Here is a 20,838-nt window from a genome sequence, read left to right on the forward strand (position 1 = left end):
AGTTTTCTCAAGACAAAACGAGGATGCCCTAAGGCAGCCCTATCCTGCTTATTCGATAACCTTGGTGGCGCGCTTCACAACGCTTTCCGGGAACGTCACACCAACCTTTTCCGCAACGGTCTTGTTGATCACGAGATCGGTACCAACAGCAACAGTTGCAGCGATATCACCAGGCTTTTCACCTTTGAGGATACGCACGACAACAGCACCGGTCTGTTTGCCAACGTCGAAATAGTTGAAGCCGAGTGCCGCAACTGCACCACGGGCAACGGAATCTGTATCAGCAGCAAACAGTGGGATTTTCGCTTCAGCGGCAACACCAGCAGCAGCTTCGAAGGCCGATACAATTGTGTTGTCGGTTGGAACGTAGATCACGTCAGCCTTGCCAACCAGCGAGCGGGCAGCGCCCTGCACTTCAGCAGACTTGGTTGCGACGGATTCAACGACCTTTAAACCAGCCTTTTCAGCTTCAGCCTTCAGCAACTCCAGCGTGGAAACCGAGTTGGCTTCTGCGGAATTGTATATGTAGCCGACAGTCTTGGCCTCAGGAGAGATTTCCTTGATCAGCGCCAGATGTTCGTTGACCGGAAGCGCATCGGAAAGGCCTGTAACGTTACGACCTGGCTTTTCCATTTCCTTGATTAGCTGCGCGCCAACCGGATCGGAAACCGCAGTGAAAACAACTGGAATATCGCGGGTGGCAGCAACAACAGCCTGTGCGGATGGTGTGGAGATCGGAACGATGACGTTTGGCGCGTCGCCTACGAACTGGCGGGCGATCTGTGCGGCAGTTGCCGGGTTACCCTGCGCGGACTCATAGACAAATTTGAGGTTTTCGCCCTCCTTGTAACCAGCCTCGGCCAGCGCTTCCTTAACACCATCACGGGCTGCATCGAGAGCAGGATGCTCAACAATTGCAGTAACGGCGACGGTAACGGTTTCAGCCTTGGCAGGCAGGACAAGTGCGGTTGCTGCCGCAAGTGCCAGAATGAGTGAACGCATGGATGATCCTCCGAGTTTTTTGTTTCGGATATCTTCTTAGGAAAGCGATGATTTGAAATCAATCAGAGAACGGCCAGAAAAGGCTTATTCCTATGGCTATATTGACTTCACGACGGCCACACTGAAAGGCACTGCGGGTTGGGACTAGACGACGGCATAAAACAGAGGGACGCCGTCTCAAGACATGAGAGACGGCGTATCAAACGATCAATCGTCTGCTCCGTGGTTGGCAATCATCATGGCTTCAAAAGCCAGACGCTCGGTCTTGCGCATGCGCTCAGACTCCGACTTCAGCTGCCCACAGGCAGCAAGAATGTCACGACCGCGTGGTGTACGGATCGGCGATGCATAACCTGCCTGATTGATGAAATCGGCAAATTTCTCGATCTGCGCCCAATCCGAACATTGGTAGTTGGTGCCCGGCCACGGGTTGAACGGAATGAGGTTGATCTTGGCTGGAACGCCCTTGAGAAGCTGGACCAGCATCTTTGCGTCTTCCAGACTGTCGTTGACGTCCTTCAGCATCACATATTCAAAAGTGATGCGGCGCGCATTGGACAGGCCGGGATATTTTCGGCAGGCCTCGATCAATTCTTTCAGCGGATACTTCTTGTTGATCGGCACCAGCATGTCGCGCAATTCGTCGCGTACCGCATGAAGCGAGATCGCCAACATCACGCCAATTTCATCACCAGTGCGGAAAATCTCCGGCACAACGCCTGAAGTCGACAACGTAACACGACGCTTGGAAAGCGACAGGCCGTCTCCATCGGTCGCGATCAGCAGTGCTGTCTTCACATGTTCGAAATTATATAGCGGCTCGCCCATGCCCATCATCACGATGTTGGACACCTTGCGACCTTCGCTTGGCACATAGGCGCCAACCGGCGTCGAGCCATCTGGGAAGTCACCAAGCCGGTCACGCGCCAATAACAATTGCGAGAGAATTTCTTCCGCCGTCAGGTTACGCACCAGACGCTGCGTACCGGTGTGACAGAACGAACAGGTCAGCGAGCAGCCAACCTGGCTGGAAATGCACAGCGTGCCGCGTCCCTCTTCGGGAATATAAACGGTTTCGATCTCGACCGGACGGCCTGCACCGCGTGGCGGAAAACGCATCAGCCACTTGCGCGTACCATCATTGGAAATCTGCTCTTCAACGATCTCCGGGCGGGCGATGGTGAATTTGGCCTTTAGCGTCTCACGCAGATCCTTGGCAACATTGGTCATGTTGTCAAAATCAGAGACACCGCGCACATAAAGCCAGTTCCACAACTGGCTGACGCGCATCTTGACCTGCTTTTGCGGCACGCCGGCATCGACCAGCGCTTCGGCCATGTCTTCACGGGTAAGCCCGATCAGGCTGGGCTTGCCAGACATCAGATCGTTATTGGCAACAATAGGCTTCTTAATAGCCAGGCCAGCGGTTTCCATTACGGACATCGCAATATCCCATCATCGAATACAGCATCGAAAGCGGCCGCTTCAAAAGGCCGGAACATCGTCTGCATGTCATGAAAATCAGCGGCAGGCAGCAAAAATGCGCCCGCTTGCGGTTTGTTGCCGCGCCTTTAGCATTATTCCCGCCTCAACGCAAATGGCCGGTCAGTGACCGGCCATTCAAAAACATACACTGCAAAAGACTTACTTGCAGGTTTCGATCTGCTTAAGGGCAGCAGAAATGCCCGATAGTGAGTAGGAGTAGGACGTTGCAGTTCCGCGGCCAGATGTAGCCTTTACGGTCATGCTCTTGCCACCCTTCATCGCGGCAACCAGTGCTGGCTCTTCAGCTGCATTTTCAACCCAAGCAGCCTTGTCCTTTGTGAACATCACGAAGTTCTTGTTGTCGATCGTTACATTGACCTTGGAACCTTCGCGCAACGCATAGCCAACCATGGCCTGCGGCTCATAGGAGATGTTCTGGCCCGGACGCTGCGATACGATGAAGAAGATATCACCGTGGTCTACATTTGCTGGCTCTTTGGTTGTCGGAATGGACAACACATAACACACGGTACTGTTACCGGATTTGTACGAATAAGCACCCCATGCGTTGAACTGCTGGATGCGCGTGGGCGACTGTGCATAGGCCAGGCTAGCGCCTGTCATCAGGATTGCCACTGCGGTTGCTACACTTCTTACAAACATTGATTTCCTGCCGGGTTTACTGTCACCAAATGCCCGGAACGGCTCTGCCGGGCGCATGAAGTTATTCTCATTTTTAGTTTGGCTTAACATGGGTTACCAAACCGTCAACAAGAACGATAAAATAACGAAAATGTATCGCCCTGTTACAATTCCGCGACGTTGAGGCACCTTGCTTCTTCACAGTGATGCAACACGTTTTACGCGCCGTATTCACGCATGTCTCTGTCCCAAAACCGGTTCCCACTTTTGGGAGACATCGTGAGCCATAAGGGGAAATTTGGTGTCGGATGCTGTCTCTGCCTACAGCATTGACACAAAGTTTAAGGCGAGAATTTGTTCTTTTCCCGCGCAGCAAGGCAGCGAGCAAGTTAAGTTCTCATTCTTCTTCCTGACGCTCTAACATGGCATCGGCAGCATCATAATGTTCCATTTTGATATTGGCGCGGATCATCGCCAGCGCCGCTGTCAAAACAGCAATATCGTCGGTAAATCCAATCACCGCAAACATGTCCGGTATCACGTCGACCGGCATGATGAAATATCCGAGCGCTGCAAGGAGAATACCCTTGGCACGCATCGGCGTCGTCGGATCCATCGCACAGTAATAAGCGGCCGCGGCATCACGGGCAAAAGGCACGCGTTTTATGGCACGACGCATCTTCGGCCAGAACTTCGACCGAACCTCTTTCTCGCGTTTCTCCTGGGTATCAGGATCGCCCGGCAACAAGATTTCACCGATCTTGATATCGTCCATTGTCTCAGCAACCTCCGTCTACCAGCCAATATGGTGGTTTTTCAGCGCTGTTCAATTGCCTCGTCCCGCCGCTGCCTTATTGATGCAAGCAGCAAGCTGGAAATCCCTTTCGCTGACACCCTGTGAATCATGAGTCGTCAACACCACCTCCACCCGGGAATAGACATTGCGCAATTCGGGGTGATGGTTGAGCTTTTCCGCCGATAGGGCGATTTGCGCCATAAAGCCAAATGCTTCCGAGAAGTTCGCGAACTTGAATGTTCTTGTTATTGCCAGACCATCTGGACGCATCACCCAGCCACCGCCCAGTTTTTTCAGTTCCTGCTCAATTGCAGCCGTCTCCAGCCTGTCGTATTTCATGGCATAGACCTCCCAAATTGAAGTTGCTCAGTTTATGGATCACAGCATGAAACCAGTCTCGATACTGTTCGTCTGCATGGGCAATATATGCCGTTCGCCACTGGCTGAAGGCATTTTCACACACATCACTGAAACAGCGCAACAGCAAGAGCGGTTCCATGTGGATTCCGCCGGCACCGGTGGCTGGCACGCGGGAAACGCGCCCGATCCACGTTCGGTGGCGATTGCGGCCCAGCACGGCATTGATATTTCCGGCCAGCGTGCCCGGCACATAAAAAGGGATGACTTTGAGCACTTCGATCTCATCCTGTGTATGGATGACGACAACCTCAGCCGTGTTCTACAATCCTGTCCGCAAAGCTTGCGGCACAGGGTACATCTGTTCAGCCAATATGTGAGTGGCACAAATGATAACGTGCCGGACCCCTATTATGGCGGCGAAGACGGTTTTCTGAGCGTCTACAACATGCTCTTTGCCGGCTGCAGGTCCCTACTGGAGAAGATCGACGCCGAGGGTGACGTCTCGTAGAGCGGGAACGCTTCCTCAACGATGTAAGGACCGCCGCCGACCGATTCCTTTGACGACATCAGCACGAAGCGCCCGACCGTGAAGTCAACCGTTCTGAAATCGCCCCGCCCCGAAAGATAATGCACTACATCGTCCAGCCGGGAATTGCGCAACCGTGCCAAAGTTACATGTGGCATGAATTTGCGCGGATCAGGCGGCAGGCCGATCCGCTGGCAGATGCGTTCAATTTCCCCCTGAAGCGCACTCATCTCGGGCGAGGGTGAAACACCGGCCCATAGTGAATGTGGCTTCTTTGAACCAAAGGAGCCTATACCGCTCAGATTGAGCTGAAATTCCGGCCGATTTATCCGGTCGAGACGATCAACCACCTCATCGGCAGTACGTCCGTCTATATCGCCGATAAAGCGCAGGGTTATGTGATAATTCTCCACATCAATCCACCGGGCACCCGGCAGACCACCACGCAACAAAGAAAGGCTTAACGCCGCGTTGCGTGGAATTTCGAGAGCGGTAAATAGTCTCGGCATGGCGAGCTCCCCGAATCTCTTGCAGATATCAGCAGCGAATCATGCAATGCCTTCGCACGCAAGCGCTTATTTTTATTGCCCACCAATTGTCTTGATGAACTCTTCCACCACAGGCAGGGCGTTTTTGACCATCACGTCCACACCCTCCGTATTGGGGTGCATGCCATCCTCCAGTTTCAGGGATGCATCCAGCACCACACCTTCCAGGAAAAACGGATACAGGACCAGGTCGTATTTATCGGCCAGACGCTTGTAAATCGGGTTGAACCGCGCTGCATAGTCGTCACCCATGTTGGGTGGCGCCATGATACCGACCAGCAGAACCGGAATGTTGCGTTTCTTGAAACCTGAGATGATGGCGTCGAGGTTTTTTTCGGTCTCGTCCGGCGAGATACCCCGCAGTGCGTCATTGGCACCAAGTTCGACAATCACACCGTCAGTGCCATCAGGAACAGACCATTCGGCACGTGCCAGACCGCCAGCACTGGTGTCGCCGGAGACACCGGCATTGGTTACGATGACGTTGACACCTTTCGCCTTCAAAGCCTCTTCCAGTTTGGCAGTAAAACTGTCGGTCGGTGGTAGTTGATAACCGGCCATCAGGCTGTCACCCAGCCCGACCAACTGCAAGGTCCGGTCCTGCGCATTCGCGCCAGAGGCGAAAATCGAGACTGCACAAATGACGATGAAGTGAAACGCGGCGGCTTTAAATCCCATCGTACCTCTCCTAAGTTGTTTCAGAACATCGCGAAAAATCGCCTTATCTCCTGTTATATAGGAACCTATTCTGTGACGAAAACCATTATCGAGCTGAACAAGGCTGACCTGACACTTGGAAACGCCGCTGCTTCCGTTCACGTCCTGAAAAAAATTGACCTTAAAATTGGTGAAGGTGAGGCGGTCGGCATCGTTGGTCCCTCCGGCTCCGGCAAATCGACATTGCTGATGGTGCTGGCAGGTCTCGAAAGGCTGGATAGCGGCGAAATTCACATCGCTGACAAGGCGCTGCACAATTTGAACGAGGACGCGCTCGCCGATTTTCGCGGCAAGAATATCGGTATCGTCTTCCAATCGTTTCACCTGATCGCCAACATGACGGCGCTTGAAAATGTGGCTGTGCCGCTGGAACTCGCCAATGTGAAAAACGCGTTTGATATTGCCCGAAAGGAATTGCAGGCAGTTGGTCTGGGTGAGCGTCTTTCCCATTATCCCGGCCAGCTTTCCGGCGGTGAACAGCAGCGTGTTGCAATTGCCCGTGCGCTTGCACCGTCACCCGCCGTGCTGATCGCCGATGAGCCGACTGGTAATCTGGACACCGAAACCGGGCGACAAATTGCCGACCTGCTGTTTTCCAAACAGGCCGAGCGTCGCATGACGATGATCCTTGTGACCCATGATCCCGCTCTGGCGGCCCGCTGCTCACGCCAGATCAGGGTACGGTCCGGCGAGATTGTCGAAGATTCGGCCAGCACGACCGAGATAAAGGAGGCAGCATCCGCATGATGCCGTCGTCCTTTCAAATCCGCACCGCATTTCGTTTGGCCAGACGCGAAATTCGCGGCGGCTTTCGCGGTTTTTATATTTTTCTCGCCTGTATAGCGCTCGGAACAGCCACCATTGCCGCCGTCAATTCGGTGTCGCGGGCCGTCACCAGTTCTATAGCGTCTGAAGGCCAGGCTATTCTCGCAGGCGATGTGCGTTTTGAACTGCGCAACCGCGAAGCAACCCCTGAAGAACGCAGTTATCTTGAAGGGCTGGGTGATATTGCCGTGTCGACTGGCCTGCGGTCCATGGCACGCGCGCCCTCAGGCTCCGAGCAGACACTGGCCGAAGTAAAGGCCGTTGATGGCGCTTACCCGCTTTACGGCACCTTTGAAGCGGAACCGAACCGCCCACTGGATGAGCTGCTCGCAAAGGATCAGAACAGCTACGGTGCGTTGGCCGCACCGCTTTTGTTTGAACGACTGGGTGTAAAACTCGGCGATGAGATATTGCTCGGTTCCGCGCGGCTGAAGCTTACCGGCTCGATCGTCAATGAACCCGATGCGCTCTCGGATGGTTTTGGTTTTGCACCACGTCTACTGGTCAGTCGTGACGCTCTGGTAGCATCCGGGCTGATCCAGACAGGCAGCCTAGTTGAACATGCCTACAAGATCAGGCTCGCAGATCCGCTCAAACGCGCATCGATCACCGCTGACACCAACAAGGCCTATCCCGATGCTGGCTGGTCGATCCGCACCAGTGACCGCGCCGCACCGTCCCTGACTGAAAATGTCAATCGTTTCTCGCAGTTCCTGACACTTGTCGGTCTGACCGCGCTTATCGTCGGCGGTGTTGGCGTTGCAAATGCCGTGCGGGCATTTCTGGATGCCAAACGCACCACTATTGCCTCGTTCAAATGCCTGGGTGCACCGGCCATCATCGTGACAATGACCTATCTGTTCCAGATATTGTTTATCGCGCTGATTGGCATACTGATCGGACTTGTGGTCGGCGCCATCGTACCGCTGATTGCCATGCAGTTCCTGGCAGGTGTGTTGCCGGTACCGAAAGAAATCACCCTTTATCCATCGGCCCTTCTAATCGCTGCGGTTTTTGGTCTGATCACAACACTTGCCTTTACCATCCTGCCGCTTGGTCGAGCGAAAGAGGTTCCCGCCACTGCACTGTTCCGCGAACAGGGCTTCGATGAAGGCCGCTGGCCGTCATGGCCGTATCTGTTGGCGACCGGCCTGTTGCTGGCGTTGTTGGCAGGGCTTGCCGTATTGACCGCCGAAGACCGTTTCATCGCTTCGGTCTTTCTCGCCGCTGTCGCTTTTGCCTTCGTCGTGTTGCGCCTGGTTGCCAGCCTTGTACGGCTGATTGCTCGCAAAAGCCCACACGTCAACTCGACTGCGATGCGGCTTGCGATCGGCAACATCCATCGCCCAGGCGCATTGACACCATCCGTGGTTCTGTCACTTGGCCTTGGTCTGACTTTGCTGGTTACCCTGTCGCTGATTGATGGCAATCTGCGTCGCGAACTGACGTCTACCCTGCCGGAACGTGCCCCGAATTTCTTCTTCGTGGATATTCAGGGCAGCGACCTGGAAGGTTTCCGCAATGTCGTCAAGCAGAATGCACCAAATGGCACCATCAATGAAGTGCCAATGTTGCGCGGTCGCATTCTTGCGCTGAACGGCCAGGATGTTACCAAGATTGACGTTCCACCATCCGGGCGCTGGGTGCTGCGCGGAGATCGTGGCATAACCTACGCTGGCGACATGCCCGAAAATACCAAGCTCACAGAGGGCAGCTGGTGGGCCGCCGATTATACTGGCGAACCGCTGGTTTCCTTTGCCGCAGAGGAGGCTGGCGAACTCGGCCTGAAGATTGGTGACACTGTTACCGTCAACGTGCTCGGCCGCAGCATCACTGCAAAGATTGCAAACCTGCGCAATGTCGAGTGGGAATCGCTGTCGATCAACTTCGTGATGGTATTTTCCCCCAATACATTCCGGGGCGCGCCCCATGCCTGGCTTGCCACTCTTGCCGATCCCGAAGCGACACCTGCCGATGAAGGACAAATCCTGCGTGCGGTCACAAATGCCTATCCGACCATTACAAGCGTCCGGGTAAAGGACGCGCTGGAAGTGGTCGACAGGCTGGTCGGCCAACTGGCAACCGCCATCCGCGCGGCAGCAGCCGTAGCCCTGATCGCGTCTGTTTTGGTACTGGCAGGCGCGCTGGCGGCCGGAAACCGTGCTCGCACTCATGACGCAGTCATTCTGAAAACCCTTGGCGCAACACGCATCACGCTCATCAAAGCGTTCTCCTATGAGTATATGATCCTCGGCCTGGCAACAGCGGTCTTTGCACTGGCAGCCGGCGGCGTGTCCGCATGGTTCGTCATTGCCCGCATCATGAAATTGCCATCGGCATTTCTCACCGATGTGGCGGTTGGAACCGTTGTTGTGGCGCTGGTCATGACGGTGGGTATCGGGTTGCTCGGCACTTGGCGCATCCTTGGTCAAAAGGCAGCGCCGGTGCTGCGGCAGATTGGAGAATAAGTAGCAAAAACGGGCCGTGCGCGTGATGGAACAGCAAGTGCTCAGTGCGCTGCAGCAAAGGCCATTACCGCATCGGTTGCGCTTACCCGTTCTGGGGCCATAACTTTAACGATTAATTCTTGGTAATCTTCGATAAATTGATCGCGATTTTCCCGTATTTGGTGTTTTTGGATACAAAAGGTCTTGTATCAAACACATTCTCCCATCATATTTTGGACAGGCTTGCTGAAGCTCCGCAGCGGCGCCTGGGATTTATCCCGACACCGTGAATAATTCCGGAGCTTGAAAGAGGAACAAATGGCTGATTTCAACAATTACCAAAACCGAATGGCGCAGACCCGCGGCCAGACGGATGCGATGATCGATGAAGGTCTGCGTAGCTACATGGTTAAGGTTTATAACCTTATGGCCGTGGGCCTCGCGATCACCGGTATCGCTGCTTACTTCACATTTTCGATGGCAACTACAACAGATCCATCAGCTGCTGTTGCAGAGCTTGGCAACGGAACACTGTTGACGGCTCTTGGCGCGGCTCTTTACGGTTCGCCGCTGCGTTGGGTTGTGATGCTTGCTCCGCTCGGCATGGTGTTCTTCCTCAGCTTCCGCGTTCATAAGATGAGCGTCGCCGCTGCGCAGACCACCTTCTGGGTATATGCTGCAATGATGGGTCTGTCCCTGTCGTCGATCTTCGTGGTCTACACTGGCCAGAGCATTGTTCAGACGTTCTTCGTCACCGCCGCTTCGTTCGGTGCGCTGTCGCTGTACGGTTACACCACGAAAAAGAGCCTGTCCGGTATGGGCTCTTTCCTTATCATGGGTCTGTTCGGTCTGATCATCGCGTCGATCGTCAACATCTTCCTACAGTCTTCGGCTATGGGCTTTGCTATCTCGGCCATCGGTGTTCTGATCTTTGCTGGTTTGACCGCCTATGACACCCAGAAGATCAAGGAAATGTATTTCGATGGTGATGACGTTGCCGTTGCTGGTCGCAAGGCCATCATGGGTGCGCTGACCCTCTATCTCGACTTCATCAACCTCTTCACCTTCCTGTTGCAGTTCCTCGGTAACCGCAACGACTAAGAAGGGTTGAAACCCACATGAAGAAGGCGGCTTTCGAGCCGCCTTTTTTGTTGCATGAGATTTATAGCACGCAGGAACAGCGAGTGCCGACACTCAACGTAGCAGCGCTCTCGCAGCGACAATCCGACAAAACGGCAGATCAGGAAACACGAAAGCAAAAGCCACGGACAAAGCCTGTGGCTAACGTACGATTGGGTTGCAGTCAGCTATTCGACCAGCTTCAGGGTCTTGTCGAAAACCTTCAGCACTTGCCGCAACTCATGTCCACGCTTCAAGATCGTGCCATTAACGTTGATAACGCTGTAAGCACCCTGCTTGGCCGCCAGCTTGGGGTTCTTTTCAATGCGGTAAAGCGGCATCTCACCTGATCGTTTAAAAACCGAAAACACCGCTCGGTCCTTCAAGTGGTCGATAGCGTAGTCACGCCATTCGCCCTCGCCCACCATGCGGCCATAAATCCACAAAATGGCGTCGAGTTCCCGACGGTGAAAGGTCACCGGCAAGGGATCCTTGTTTCTTTGATATTCACGAAGATCAACGACGGTCGAACCGTCTCGCGTCGAATTACCGCCCTGCGACAAATCCGGCTGATCGGTCATGCGCGCCTCACTGCAAATCATAACAGGTTGGTGACAGTGTTGCCCCAGCCTGAGAAAATTGCAAGTAAAACGACACAAAAGCGCGTGTTACGACGTGAAACAGTGAAATTAGAATCGCCGCATTTCGGTCAAATCACTGCCTAAATTGGGTGTCAGTGTAAAGCCTGTCAATTGATGTCTAGGCACCAAATGACCCGGTTCGGTGCATTGACCCTTTACCCCCAGCCCCCAATGCCCGGACCGGATAAGACTATTTCGCCTCGTTCATCAGAATGCTGGCACCGATAATCGCTGAGGGATCACCCGTTTCATTGGCAGTTTGCAGCAGCACGGCACAGCCGCCCTTCTTGGCTTTTCCAAGAACGCTGGCAGGCAGATTGACCTTCATTGCCTCGCCGTTCCACATCCCAACTGTCTGCACGTCATAAACACTGTGCCAGTAGGAAATCTTACGGCCCTTGTTTTCTCCGCGCGTCACATCAACCATTTGCTGCTGGTTAAAATAAGCGACGACGATATCCGCTTTGCCTTGGCCGGCGCCGATATTAATCTCGATCTCGTCATTGACCAGACTGGACTGGACAGGAACAACCAGTCCCTTGCCGCTCGAGGAAAATTCCTCAAGCTTGCTGTAAATCGCCTTGCTATCGGCACCCTTTGCATGGTCGCGACCGTTCAGAACGGCTTGTGGCGTATAAACGCCGTTACGGCCAAGCGCACGGGCATAACCATACTGACGTTCGGTATTTTCTTTGGAGCTGAGGGAATCATTCCAGCCGAGATAGTTCCAGTAATCGACGTGGAATGACAGGCCGATGACGTCACCCTTCTCGATCATCTTCTGCAACGCCGCATCAGCTGGCGGACAGGAAGCGCAACCTTGCGAGGTAAATAGTTCTACCACACCCTTCGGCTGGTCTGGCGATGTTTGTGCAAGAACAGGACTGGCGGTTGCGACACTGATAAGAAGAAGGGGGAAACCATATTTCAGAAGCATTGCGATCTTGGGCCTTTCATCCGCACAAACGTCCGGATGTTCATCTGCTATAAAACCTATCGGGCGTTGCTGGAAAATAAGCGCGAAACACGTTCAAAGGGAAGTCACGAAGGGGTGAGGGTCGATCACATTTCATGCTTGTCAAAATTTGTAAGTGAGCAAACCACATTTGACAATTGCCCAATACGCAAAACGCCGGGATTTCTCCCGGCGTTTCTTGTTGCACTGAGTATTATCAGGCAGCCAGATCGCGAAGAACGGTCTGGAGAATGCCACCATTGTCCATGTAAGTGACTTCATCCAGCGTATCGATGCGGCAAAGAAGAGGAATTTCCTTCACCGTGCCGTCGCCGTAAGTGATCTTGGCGATCTTGGTTTCACGTGGCTTGATATCGCCTTCGAGACCATCGATCTCGACGATTTCATCGCCCTTGAGGCCAAGGCTTGCCCATGTGGTGCCTTCCTGGAAGGTGAATGGAACAACGCCCATTCCAACCAGATTGGAGCGGTGAATACGCTCGAACGACTGCGCAATCACAGCCTTGACACCAAGAAGGTTGGTACCCTTGGCGGCCCAGTCACGGGACGAACCGTTGCCGTATTCGACGCCTGCAAAGATAACCAGCGGAACGCCTTCATCCTTGTACATCATGGCCGCATCGTAAATCGACATCTCTTCCTTGGATGGATAGTGGATGGTGTAACCACCTTCCTTGCCGTTCGGTCCGAGCATGTGGTTGCGAATACGGATGTTGGCAAACGTACCGCGCATCATCACTTCATGGTTGCCACGGCGCGTGCCGTACTGGTTGAAGTCGGCAACACCGACGCCATTTTCAGTCAGGTAAGCGCCGGCTGGCGAAGCGGCCTTGATCGAACCGGCTGGAGAAATATGGTCGGTAGTGATCTTGTCGCCGAAGAGACCAAGAACGCGAGCGCCCTTGATGTTTTTGACACCCGTGCCCTTTTTCCCCATGCCAACGAAATATGGCGGGTTCTGAACATAGGTGGACTTGTCGTCCCAGGCGTAGGTTTGACCTTCAGGAACCTGAACCGACTGCCAGTTTTCGTCACCCTTGAACACGTCAGCATATTTGGTTTCGTACAGTTCTCTGGTCACATATTTATGGATGAACTGCTGCACCTCTGCCGAGGTTGGCCAGATATCTTTGAGGTAAACCGGCTTACCGTCCTGATCTTCGCCAAGTGGCTCCTTGGTCAGGTCCTTCTGAACCGTGCCGGCCAGCGCGTAAGCGACAACCAGTGGCGGCGAAGCCAGGTAGTTGGCCTGCACGTCAGGAGAAATACGGCCTTCGAAGTTACGGTTGCCCGAGAGAACGCCAGCGGTAATCAGACCCTTGTCGTTGATGGTCTTGGAAATCGGCGCTGGCAACGGGCCGGAGTTACCGATGCAGGTCGTGCAACCAAAACCAACCAGGTTGAAGCCGAGCGCATCCAGTTCCTTCTGCAAGCCGGACTTGGCGAGATATTCACCCACCACCTGCGATCCCGGTGCCAGGGATGTCTTGACCCATGGCTTGGACTTCAGGCCCTTGGCAACGGCGTTGCGAGCCAGAAGGCCGGCAGCGATCAGGACCGAGGGGTTGGATGTGTTGGTGCAGGATGTGATGGCGGCGATGGCCACATCACCATGACCCAGATCGAAATCCGTGCCTTCAACCGCATAACGGGTGTCGATCTGGCCGGATTTCTTGTAGTCGTTTTCCAGAGCCGTCGCGAAGTTCGGCGCAATGGTTTCTAGTGGCAGACGACCTTCCGGGCGCTTCGGACCGGCCATCGATGGCACAACGTCGCCAAGGTCCAGTTCCAGTGTGTCGGTGAAGACAAGCTGCGAACCGTTATTGTCACGCCACATGCCCTGCACCTTGGAATAGGCTTCAACCAGTGCAATACGATCCTTGGTACGACCGGACATGTTGAGATAGTTGACCGTTTCGGAGTCGACCGGGAAGAAACCACAGGTCGCGCCATACTCGGGACCCATGTTACCAATCGTCGCACGGTCTGCCAGTGTCATCGAGTCAAGGCCGGGGCCGAAGAACTCAACGAACTTGGAAACAACACCCTTTTTGCGCAGCATCTGCACAACGGTCAGCACGAGGTCGGTGGCTGTCACACCTTCCTTTACCTTGCCGGTCAGCTTGAAGCCGATAACTTCAGGCAAGAGCATGGATACTGGCTGACCGAGCATTGCAGCTTCAGCTTCAATGCCACCGACGCCCCAACCCAGAACACCCAGACCATTAATCATGGTCGTGTGGCTGTCGGTACCAACGCAGGTATCAGGATAGGCAATGGTCTCGCCGTCTTCTTCCTTCGTCCAGACTGTCTGACCGAGATATTCAAGGTTCACCTGGTGACAGATGCCGGTGCCCGGAGGAACAACACGGAAGTTCTTGAACGCCTGCTGGCCCCACTTGAGGAAGCGGTAACGCTCACCGTTACGTTGGTATTCCAGATCCACGTTGCGGGCGAAAGCCTGCGGCGTACCGAATTCATCAACAATAACAGAGTGATCTATAACCAGGTCGACAGGAACCAGCGGGTTGATCTTTTCAGGATCACCACCCAGAGCCTTCAAACCATCGCGCATTGCAGCAAGGTCAACCACGGCTGGAACACCGGTAAAGTCCTGCATCAGCACGCGTGCCGGGCGGTAAGCAATTTCTGCTTCCTTGACGCCCTTATTGTCGAGCCATGCAGCCACGGCTTCGATATCGGCCTTGGTGACCGAGCGACCATCTTCGAAACGCAGCAGATTCTCCAGAAGAACCTTCATGGAATAAGGCAGCTTGGAAACGCCCTTCAAGCCATTGGCTTCAGCTTTGGGCAGGCTGTAATAAATATAGTCCTTACCATCGACGGTAAGAACGGAACGACATTGGAAACTGTCAAGAGATTTTGTCACGGATAAACCCCGCTCTCTGATAGCCAACACACGCGTGCAGACACCTATGCACTTAACCATGCACATCAGGATGCGGGTACGGCCATTTCCGCTGTCCGCACGTGAAATTTGCAATTGCAATTCTCAGGTCCGGCGGAAGATGATGATCACGCCGACCGCTGGCGTGGTTGAAACTCATATAGATAATTTCTAAGACAGGTTCCAGATCAGAAGACGATTCAAATCGATTTTTTTTTCGAAATGATCAAAATCTTACATGAGGCGAAGCAATGTTGCTGACGGCGGAGCACCTATCGGTCAAAAGAGGCGAAGATTTCATATTCATGAATGTTTCCCTCATGTTAACTGATGGCGAAGCATTGCTTCTGACTGGCCGCAACGGGTCGGGAAAATCCACCTTGCTCCGTGTTCTTGCGGGCCTTCTGCACCCGGAAACCGGCACCGTAAAGATAGCCGGCGAAGGAGTGGAGCCGGGCACACGCGCCGCCGAAGCCAGCCATTATCTCGGCCACCGCAACGCCATGAAAACCGAACTCACTGTTTCGGAAAATCTGCAATTCTGGAAAGAGTTTCTCGGCGACTTTACTGGCGGCTGCTCCATCAGCGTGGAAGACGCCGCAGACGCTGTCGGTCTTTCAGGTATCACGCACCTACCATTCGGTTATCTGTCCGCTGGCCAACAGCGACGATTCGCCATGGCCAAACTGCTTGTCGCATGGCGCCCAATCTGGATACTGGATGAACCAACAGCCGCTCTTGATGCCAATGCCGATAAAATGTTCACCGGCCTGGTTGAGGCGCATCTGCAAAAGGGTGGCATCGTAATTGCCGCTACACATCAGCCATTGGGGCTAAAGAACGCGAAGGAATTGCAGATGACGGGTTTTGCAGGCGTGGAGACCGTTTGGTGACGTCAGATTTTTCCTTCGCCACGCTCGAGAAAAGTGCTCAGCCATGATCGCGCTGTTTTTCCGTGACCTGAAACTGTCCATTCGCGCAGGTGGCGGCGCACTGATCGGCGTGCTGTTTTTCATGACTGTGGTTGCCGTCATTCCTTTTGGCGTGGGACCTGATCTCAATCTTCTGTCGCGCATCGGGCCTGCTATCGTCTGGATTGGTGCGCTGCTCGCGGCACTACTGGGTCTCGACCGGTTGTTTCAAGCCGAAAGAGACGACGGTGCACTCGATCTTATCCTGATGAACGAAAACCCGCTGGTACTGACGGTGTTCGTAAAGTGTCTGGCACACTGGACGGCCACCGGCCTGCCGCTCGTCATCGCCTCGCCGCTGCTTGGCCTTTTCATGAACATGAGCGAGGTGGCCATTGGTGCCGTCATGCTAACACTGCTGGTCGGCTCCCCGGCCTTGACTTTCATCGGTGCTGTTGGTGCAGCGGTCGCTGTGGCACTGCCGCGCGGCGGACTGCTAGTCTCCATTCTCGTGCTGCCGCTTGCCATCCCCGTACTGATTTTCGGCGTCAGCGCCTCCTATGCAGCCGTTCAGGACCCCGCACCTTTTCTGCCTCCGCTCCTGATCCTGATGGCGATCACGCTATTTTCATCGGTTATCGGGCCTTTCTTTGCGGCTTTGGCGCTGCGCAACAGCAGCGATTGACAGGGATCAATTGCAGGTGGCCATGACACAAGGTAGAAAGACGGCATGAACGACACGAGCCTTGCGATTACCAAATTCAGCGACCTCGCCAACCCAACCCGGTTTCTGGCGTTGGCCTCGCGCCTGCTGCCATGGATGAGCGTTATCACTGCTCTGCTCATCGCGGTTGGCCTCTACCTATCCTTCACGACGGATGGCGATTATCAGCAGGGCAATACTGTGCGCATCATGTATGTGCATGTGCCTGCCGCCTGGCTGGCGATGATGTGTTATACTGTCATGGCAGCTTCAGCGATCGGCACGCTGGTCTGGCGCCATCCACTGGCAGATGTCAGTCACAAGGCAGCTGCACCGCTCGGTGCCGCCTTTACGCTGATAGCGCTGATTACCGGTTCGTTGTGGGGCAAACCCATGTGGGGAACATGGTGGGTGTGGGACGCACGACTGACCTCGGTTTTCATCCTGTTTCTGATGTATCTTGGCCTGATTGCTTTCAACAAGGCCGTGGATGATCCCTCGCGCGCCGCTCGCGTCAGCGCGGTGCTCATTCTGGTCGGTTTCGTCAACATTCCGATCATCAAGTTCTCGGTGGAATGGTGGAACACGCTGCATCAACCGGCCAGCGTTATCCGTATGGATGGTCCGGCCATCGACCCTGAGTTCCTCTGGCCACTACTGATCATGGCATTAGGTTTCAGCATGCTGTTTTTCACGTTGCATATCGCCGCCATGCGCAATGAAATCCTGCGCCGACGTATTGCTGCCCAGCGCCGCCTTGCCGCGCGTATGGCCAACAGAGAGGCGTAAAACATGAGCCACGCCTTTTACATCGGCCTGTCCTATGGCCTGACCGGCTTGATCGTGATCGCATTGATCGGCTGGGTAATGCTGGACGGCCGCGCACGAAATCGGGAATTGAAAGAGCTGGAAGCCTCTGGCATTCGCCGCCGCGCCTCAGCCAAACCAAAAACCGGGGAAACCGCATGAGCGACGACATCAGCGCCCCGAAACAGGCCTCTAAAAGCAAGGCACGTTACCTCTTTGCCTTGCTGCCACTGGTTGCTTTTGCAGGTTTCGCAGCCATTGCAGCCAAGATGCTTTACGAACAGGACGTCAACGGACTTGATGTCAGTGCCATTCCATCGGCCCTCATCGGCACGCAAGCTCCATCGCTTGCCATGCCGCCACTTGAAGGATCAGCCACCCCGGCCCTGACCACTGCCGCCATTTCCGGCCAGCTGACCTTGGTCAATGTGTTTGCGTCTTGGTGTGTGCCCTGTCGCCAGGAACATCCGATGCTGAAAGAACTATCGAAAGATAGCCGCATCAATGTGGTTGGCATCAACTACAAGGACAAGAACGACAACGCGCTGCGTTTCCTGGGCGAGCTGGGTAATCCCTACAAGGCAATCGGCGTCGATCCCAACGGCAAAGCGGCCATCGATTGGGGCGTTTACGGAATTCCGGAAACCTACCTTGTCGATAAGAATGGCACGATTGTTTACAAGAAGGTTGGCCCTATCGATCCTGCAACGCTGGAAAAGGGTCTGCTGCCAGCCATTGAAAAGGCTGTATCCGGAAGCTGAGCACGGTTTGACCGTCGTAGGCCCAATCAAAGAATAGAAATGATCTTTAGCGGCGGCGCAGACTGCGTCGTCAGCACGGACATGCCTTCCTGAACCACCTGATTGCGGCCATTCGATTTCGCTTTGTAAAGAAAGCTGTCGGCTCTGGCGATCGCGTCGTGAATGGAGTGGTCGCCTCTGGCAATTGATGAAATGCCGAAACTTGCGCTAATCTGCCGATCAATACCGACAGCTGTCCATTCGCGGGTCGCAAAACTGACGCGCAACATATTGGCAAGCACAGCAATTTCCGTCGCCGTTGTGTCTGGCAGATAGACCACGAATTCCTCGCCACCAAAGCGAGCGATACGCGCTTGTGGCGGCAGGCGTTCCTTCAACAATTCGGCAAAACCGATGATGACACGATCACCGGCCGCGTGTCCGAACTGGTCGTTGACATGTTTGAAGTGGTCGATATCGCACATCAAAACGGTGCCTTCCGGCTGCTCCTGCCCACGGAAATCCGGAGAACGGTCATCAAAACCACGTCGGTTCAACAGGCCGGTCAGCGGATCATGATCAGCGGCATGGCGATGCTGCAAAAGAACATTGGCAACCACACTGGCCAGCACGGCAAGCGCCATCAGGAAACCGAAGATACTGGCGGTCATCTGCATCAGGAATGCATAGTCCGACGCCATAAAGGCATCAATGTCACGAGGCGAACCGCCCGGTGTCGTCACCAGAAGCACGCTCACGCGGATAATAGTTTCCAATACCACGGCCGAGGTCGCCGCCAGTAGCACCTTGTCCATTACATGCCGGGTTTTGTTTGCGACCAGCAGGATGCACGGCGCAAGCAGGGCAGCGCACATCAAATCACTCATCGCAAGTTCAGCGCGCAAATCGATCTGGAAGACAATAAAATACGCCACAACCGCATAGGCTGCTGCCAGAAATCCGATCCGCCAACCAAGCAGCGTCTTGGCCTCAAATTGCACCAGCAACGCATGGCCGTAAAAAAAGAACGCGGAAAAGAACAGGATGTTGGAAATCAGGGCATGCACCAGAAAGGCATCATCGGCAAAAAACATCGGGCTTGAAAAGCCCAGAGCCGTACAGATGTAACCAATGCCCCAGAAACGTGCAGGCTTGAAACCCATGGTCTGCAAGCCGAGAAATACCAGGCCAAATGTAAGCATGATAAACGGAAGCAGATAGGCGAAATTATCCTGCACGATGACGAAGCCTTGATCAGAAACAGTTTTTGTTAAATGCGATGCGTGGTGCCACTGGCGTCACGGCATGGCCGTGCATCCGGTTCAATACGTGATGTCCAGCGAGCATGGAAATCTAGATGCTTTCCGTTAAGAAACCATGTGAAGTCAGCACGATGTGACATCAGTTATGTATTGTTTCATAACGATTGCCGACTATTACACGGATTAGGAAATCGCGTTCTGCCATTCCTTGATGGCATCGATCGGCCACAGCAGCATGATGACATTGAGCGTCAGATTATCTCGGATCAGCCACCCGGTGAACAGCTCAAAGACAACAGCCACCGCCACCGTCACCCATACAGGCATGCGCGCGGCGAAGAAGAAACCAAGCGCCATGAAAACAGTGTCCATGGCCGAATTGAGAATACTGTCACCGGAGTAACCGAGCGCCATGGTGGCGCTGCGGTAGCGGTCGATAATCAGCGGGGAATTTTCAAGCAGTTCCCAGGCTGCCTCGATCAGCACCGCAAATGACAGGCGCATAGCAATCGGTTGTTTGCGAAACAGCAGCCATGCAAGACCGAAGAACAGGAAGCCGTGAATGATATGCGACGGCGTGTACCAGTCGGAAAGATGCTGCGAGTTGCCCGGCGTGTTGACGCCAGGTTCGAACAGCTTGACGTAACCGCACTCACAGATCGGAATACGGCCCATGAGATAAAGAATGACTATCTGCAGCAGCAGAAGTGCTGCGGCGACGCCAAACCATTTCAGCGATGAGTTACGGCTGACAGAGAGATCCGCAACGGTCATTTTTCGTCTTTCACCAGCGGTTCAACTGAGTGACGCATGATCAGCGGCATCTGTGCCATGGTGAACAAAACGGTGACCGGCATGGTGCCCCAGACCTTGAAAGCGACCCAGAAATCGGTCGAGGAGTTCCGCCAAACGACTTCATTCAACACCGCGAGAAACAGGAAGAAAATGCCCCAGCGCAGGGTTAGCTTGCGCCAGCCTTCGTCAGTCAGTTTGAAAGCGGAATTGAAGACGTACCCCAGCAACGACTGCCCGAACAACAGACCGCCGAGCAAAATAACGCCAAACAGTGTGTTGACGATAGTTGGCTTCATCTTGATGAAAGTGTCGTTCTGCAGCCACAATGTCAGCGCGCCAAACACAAACACCACGATGCCGGAGATCAGTGGCATCATCGGCAGCTTGCGGGTCATGATCCATGACACGATCAGCGAAGCGGCGGTGGCAATCATGAAGAGGCCAGTAGCGATGAAGATCGGGCCACCGAATTCGGTCAGCACCGGAAACTTTTCAGCCAGCCAGTCACCACGCGAATTGGCAAAGAAGAAAACCATCAAAGGGCCAAGTTCCAGCACCATCTTCAACAGAGGACTGGTCTCCTTGACCATATTTTCGCTTTCGCGCTGATTGCTTTCCACGTCCATCA

The 20,838-nt window shown here is 54.3% G+C and carries 22 protein-coding genes; 9 read left to right on the forward strand and 13 right to left on the reverse strand.

What is annotated here, in order from left to right:
- Nucleotides 1-48 precede the first annotated feature (48 nt).
- From IB237_RS19800 to IB237_RS19820, 5 genes are all read right to left on the reverse strand, one after another.
- Nucleotides 49-1,002 carry an ABC transporter substrate-binding protein gene (locus tag IB237_RS19800; protein WP_192490440.1) on the reverse strand — a complete coding sequence of 318 codons (954 nt, stop codon included), beginning with the start codon at nucleotides 1,000-1,002 and terminating at the stop codon, nucleotides 49-51.
- 207 nt (nucleotides 1,003-1,209) lie between these two features.
- A complete protein-coding gene (gene rlmN / locus IB237_RS19805) occupies nucleotides 1,210-2,445 on the reverse strand; it encodes a 23S rRNA (adenine(2503)-C(2))-methyltransferase RlmN (RefSeq protein WP_192490441.1) in 1,236 nt (411 codons plus the stop codon).
- Nucleotides 2,446-2,646: 201 nt separating this feature from the next.
- Nucleotides 2,647-3,150 (reverse strand): invasion associated locus B family protein, encoded by a 504-nt coding sequence (locus IB237_RS19810; RefSeq protein ID WP_192490442.1) that lies wholly within the window; start codon nucleotides 3,148-3,150, stop codon nucleotides 2,647-2,649.
- 376 nt (nucleotides 3,151-3,526) lie between these two features.
- Nucleotides 3,527-3,904: a YkvA family protein gene (locus IB237_RS19815; RefSeq protein WP_192490443.1), complete on the reverse strand. Its 378-nt coding sequence runs from the start codon at nucleotides 3,902-3,904 to the stop codon at nucleotides 3,527-3,529.
- A 51-nt stretch (nucleotides 3,905-3,955) separates the two neighbouring features.
- The gene (locus tag IB237_RS19820; RefSeq protein ID WP_192490444.1) at nucleotides 3,956-4,264 is read right to left on the reverse strand and encodes a 4a-hydroxytetrahydrobiopterin dehydratase; all 309 of its coding nucleotides are present in this window, start codon (nucleotides 4,262-4,264) and stop codon (nucleotides 3,956-3,958) included.
- Between the two features lie 46 nt (nucleotides 4,265-4,310).
- On the opposite strand from IB237_RS19820, the gene IB237_RS19825 reads away from it, so the two are divergent.
- Nucleotides 4,311-4,793 (forward strand): low molecular weight protein-tyrosine-phosphatase, encoded by a 483-nt coding sequence (locus IB237_RS19825; RefSeq protein WP_192490445.1) that lies wholly within the window; start codon nucleotides 4,311-4,313, stop codon nucleotides 4,791-4,793.
- On the opposite strand, the gene thpR is transcribed toward IB237_RS19825, so the two are convergent.
- The gene (thpR, locus tag IB237_RS19830) at nucleotides 4,724-5,320 is read right to left on the reverse strand and encodes an RNA 2',3'-cyclic phosphodiesterase (protein WP_192490446.1); all 597 of its coding nucleotides are present in this window, start codon (nucleotides 5,318-5,320) and stop codon (nucleotides 4,724-4,726) included. The genes IB237_RS19825 and thpR overlap by 70 nt on opposite strands.
- Nucleotides 5,321-5,392: 72 nt before the next feature.
- Nucleotides 5,393-6,037, reverse strand: a complete 645-nt coding sequence (locus tag IB237_RS19835; RefSeq protein WP_192490447.1) for an arylesterase — start codon at nucleotides 6,035-6,037, stop codon at nucleotides 5,393-5,395.
- A gap of 72 nt (nucleotides 6,038-6,109) precedes the next feature.
- Here IB237_RS19835 and IB237_RS19840 point away from each other — a divergent pair, with 72 nt between their 5' ends.
- From IB237_RS19840 to IB237_RS19850, 3 genes are all read left to right on the forward strand, one after another.
- Nucleotides 6,110-6,823 carry an ABC transporter ATP-binding protein gene (locus IB237_RS19840; protein ID WP_192490448.1) on the forward strand — a complete coding sequence of 238 codons (714 nt, stop codon included), beginning with the start codon at nucleotides 6,110-6,112 and terminating at the stop codon, nucleotides 6,821-6,823.
- Entirely contained in the window at nucleotides 6,820-9,369 is a 2,550-nt protein-coding gene (locus tag IB237_RS19845) for an ABC transporter permease (RefSeq protein WP_192490449.1), read from the forward strand. Before IB237_RS19840 ends, IB237_RS19845 begins: the two co-directional genes overlap by 4 nt.
- Nucleotides 9,370-9,666: 297 nt before the next feature.
- A complete protein-coding gene (locus tag IB237_RS19850; protein ID WP_192490450.1) occupies nucleotides 9,667-10,449 on the forward strand; it encodes a Bax inhibitor-1/YccA family protein in 783 nt (260 codons plus the stop codon).
- Between the two features lie 206 nt (nucleotides 10,450-10,655).
- On the opposite strand, the gene IB237_RS19855 is transcribed toward IB237_RS19850, so the two are convergent.
- The 3 genes from IB237_RS19855 to acnA all read right to left on the reverse strand — a co-directional run bounded on the left by IB237_RS19855 (nucleotide 10,656) and on the right by acnA (nucleotide 14,974).
- Nucleotides 10,656-11,048 carry a DUF2794 domain-containing protein gene (locus IB237_RS19855; protein ID WP_192490451.1) on the reverse strand — a complete coding sequence of 131 codons (393 nt, stop codon included), beginning with the start codon at nucleotides 11,046-11,048 and terminating at the stop codon, nucleotides 10,656-10,658.
- Between the two features lie 250 nt (nucleotides 11,049-11,298).
- A complete protein-coding gene (locus IB237_RS19860; protein ID WP_192490452.1) occupies nucleotides 11,299-12,045 on the reverse strand; it encodes a thioredoxin family protein in 747 nt (248 codons plus the stop codon).
- A gap of 235 nt (nucleotides 12,046-12,280) precedes the next feature.
- Nucleotides 12,281-14,974 (reverse strand): aconitate hydratase AcnA, encoded by a 2,694-nt coding sequence (gene acnA / locus IB237_RS19865; RefSeq protein WP_192490453.1) that lies wholly within the window; start codon nucleotides 14,972-14,974, stop codon nucleotides 12,281-12,283.
- A gap of 269 nt (nucleotides 14,975-15,243) precedes the next feature.
- Between acnA and ccmA the strand changes: the two genes are divergently transcribed.
- The 5 genes from ccmA to IB237_RS19890 are packed head-to-tail and all read left to right on the forward strand — an operon-like array spanning nucleotide 15,244 to nucleotide 18,174.
- Nucleotides 15,244-15,885 carry a heme ABC exporter ATP-binding protein CcmA gene (gene ccmA, locus IB237_RS19870; protein ID WP_192490454.1) on the forward strand — a complete coding sequence of 214 codons (642 nt, stop codon included), beginning with the start codon at nucleotides 15,244-15,246 and terminating at the stop codon, nucleotides 15,883-15,885.
- Nucleotides 15,886-15,928: 43 nt separating this feature from the next.
- Nucleotides 15,929-16,588, forward strand: a complete 660-nt coding sequence (gene ccmB, locus IB237_RS19875; RefSeq protein ID WP_192490455.1) for a heme exporter protein CcmB — start codon at nucleotides 15,929-15,931, stop codon at nucleotides 16,586-16,588.
- Between the two features lie 45 nt (nucleotides 16,589-16,633).
- Nucleotides 16,634-17,395 (forward strand): heme ABC transporter permease, encoded by a 762-nt coding sequence (locus IB237_RS19880; RefSeq protein ID WP_192490456.1) that lies wholly within the window; start codon nucleotides 16,634-16,636, stop codon nucleotides 17,393-17,395.
- 3 nt (nucleotides 17,396-17,398) lie between these two features.
- Nucleotides 17,399-17,575, forward strand: a complete 177-nt coding sequence (gene ccmD, locus IB237_RS19885; protein ID WP_192490457.1) for a heme exporter protein CcmD — start codon at nucleotides 17,399-17,401, stop codon at nucleotides 17,573-17,575.
- On the forward strand, nucleotides 17,572-18,174 hold the full coding sequence (locus IB237_RS19890) for a DsbE family thiol:disulfide interchange protein (RefSeq protein ID WP_192490458.1): 603 nt from the start codon (nucleotides 17,572-17,574) through the stop codon (nucleotides 18,172-18,174). The genes ccmD and IB237_RS19890 overlap by 4 nt, the downstream gene beginning before the upstream one ends.
- Nucleotides 18,175-18,200: 26 nt before the next feature.
- Here the strand turns inward: IB237_RS19890 and IB237_RS19895 are convergent, their stop codons facing one another.
- The 3 genes from IB237_RS19895 to IB237_RS19905 all read right to left on the reverse strand — a co-directional run bounded on the left by IB237_RS19895 (nucleotide 18,201) and on the right by IB237_RS19905 (nucleotide 20,836).
- The gene (locus tag IB237_RS19895; RefSeq protein WP_192490459.1) at nucleotides 18,201-19,391 is read right to left on the reverse strand and encodes a GGDEF domain-containing protein; all 1,191 of its coding nucleotides are present in this window, start codon (nucleotides 19,389-19,391) and stop codon (nucleotides 18,201-18,203) included.
- 207 nt (nucleotides 19,392-19,598) lie between these two features.
- Nucleotides 19,599-20,189, reverse strand: a complete 591-nt coding sequence (locus tag IB237_RS19900) for a DUF2585 domain-containing protein (protein WP_192490460.1) — start codon at nucleotides 20,187-20,189, stop codon at nucleotides 19,599-19,601.
- Nucleotides 20,186-20,836: a septation protein A gene (locus IB237_RS19905; protein WP_192490648.1), complete on the reverse strand. Its 651-nt coding sequence runs from the start codon at nucleotides 20,834-20,836 to the stop codon at nucleotides 20,186-20,188. Before IB237_RS19905 ends, IB237_RS19900 begins: the two co-directional genes overlap by 4 nt.
- Nucleotides 20,837-20,838 lie beyond the last annotated feature (2 nt).

It is taken from the genome of Agrobacterium sp. AGB01 (genome assembly GCF_014851585.1).
Lineage (GTDB): Bacteria > Pseudomonadota > Alphaproteobacteria > Rhizobiales > Rhizobiaceae > Agrobacterium.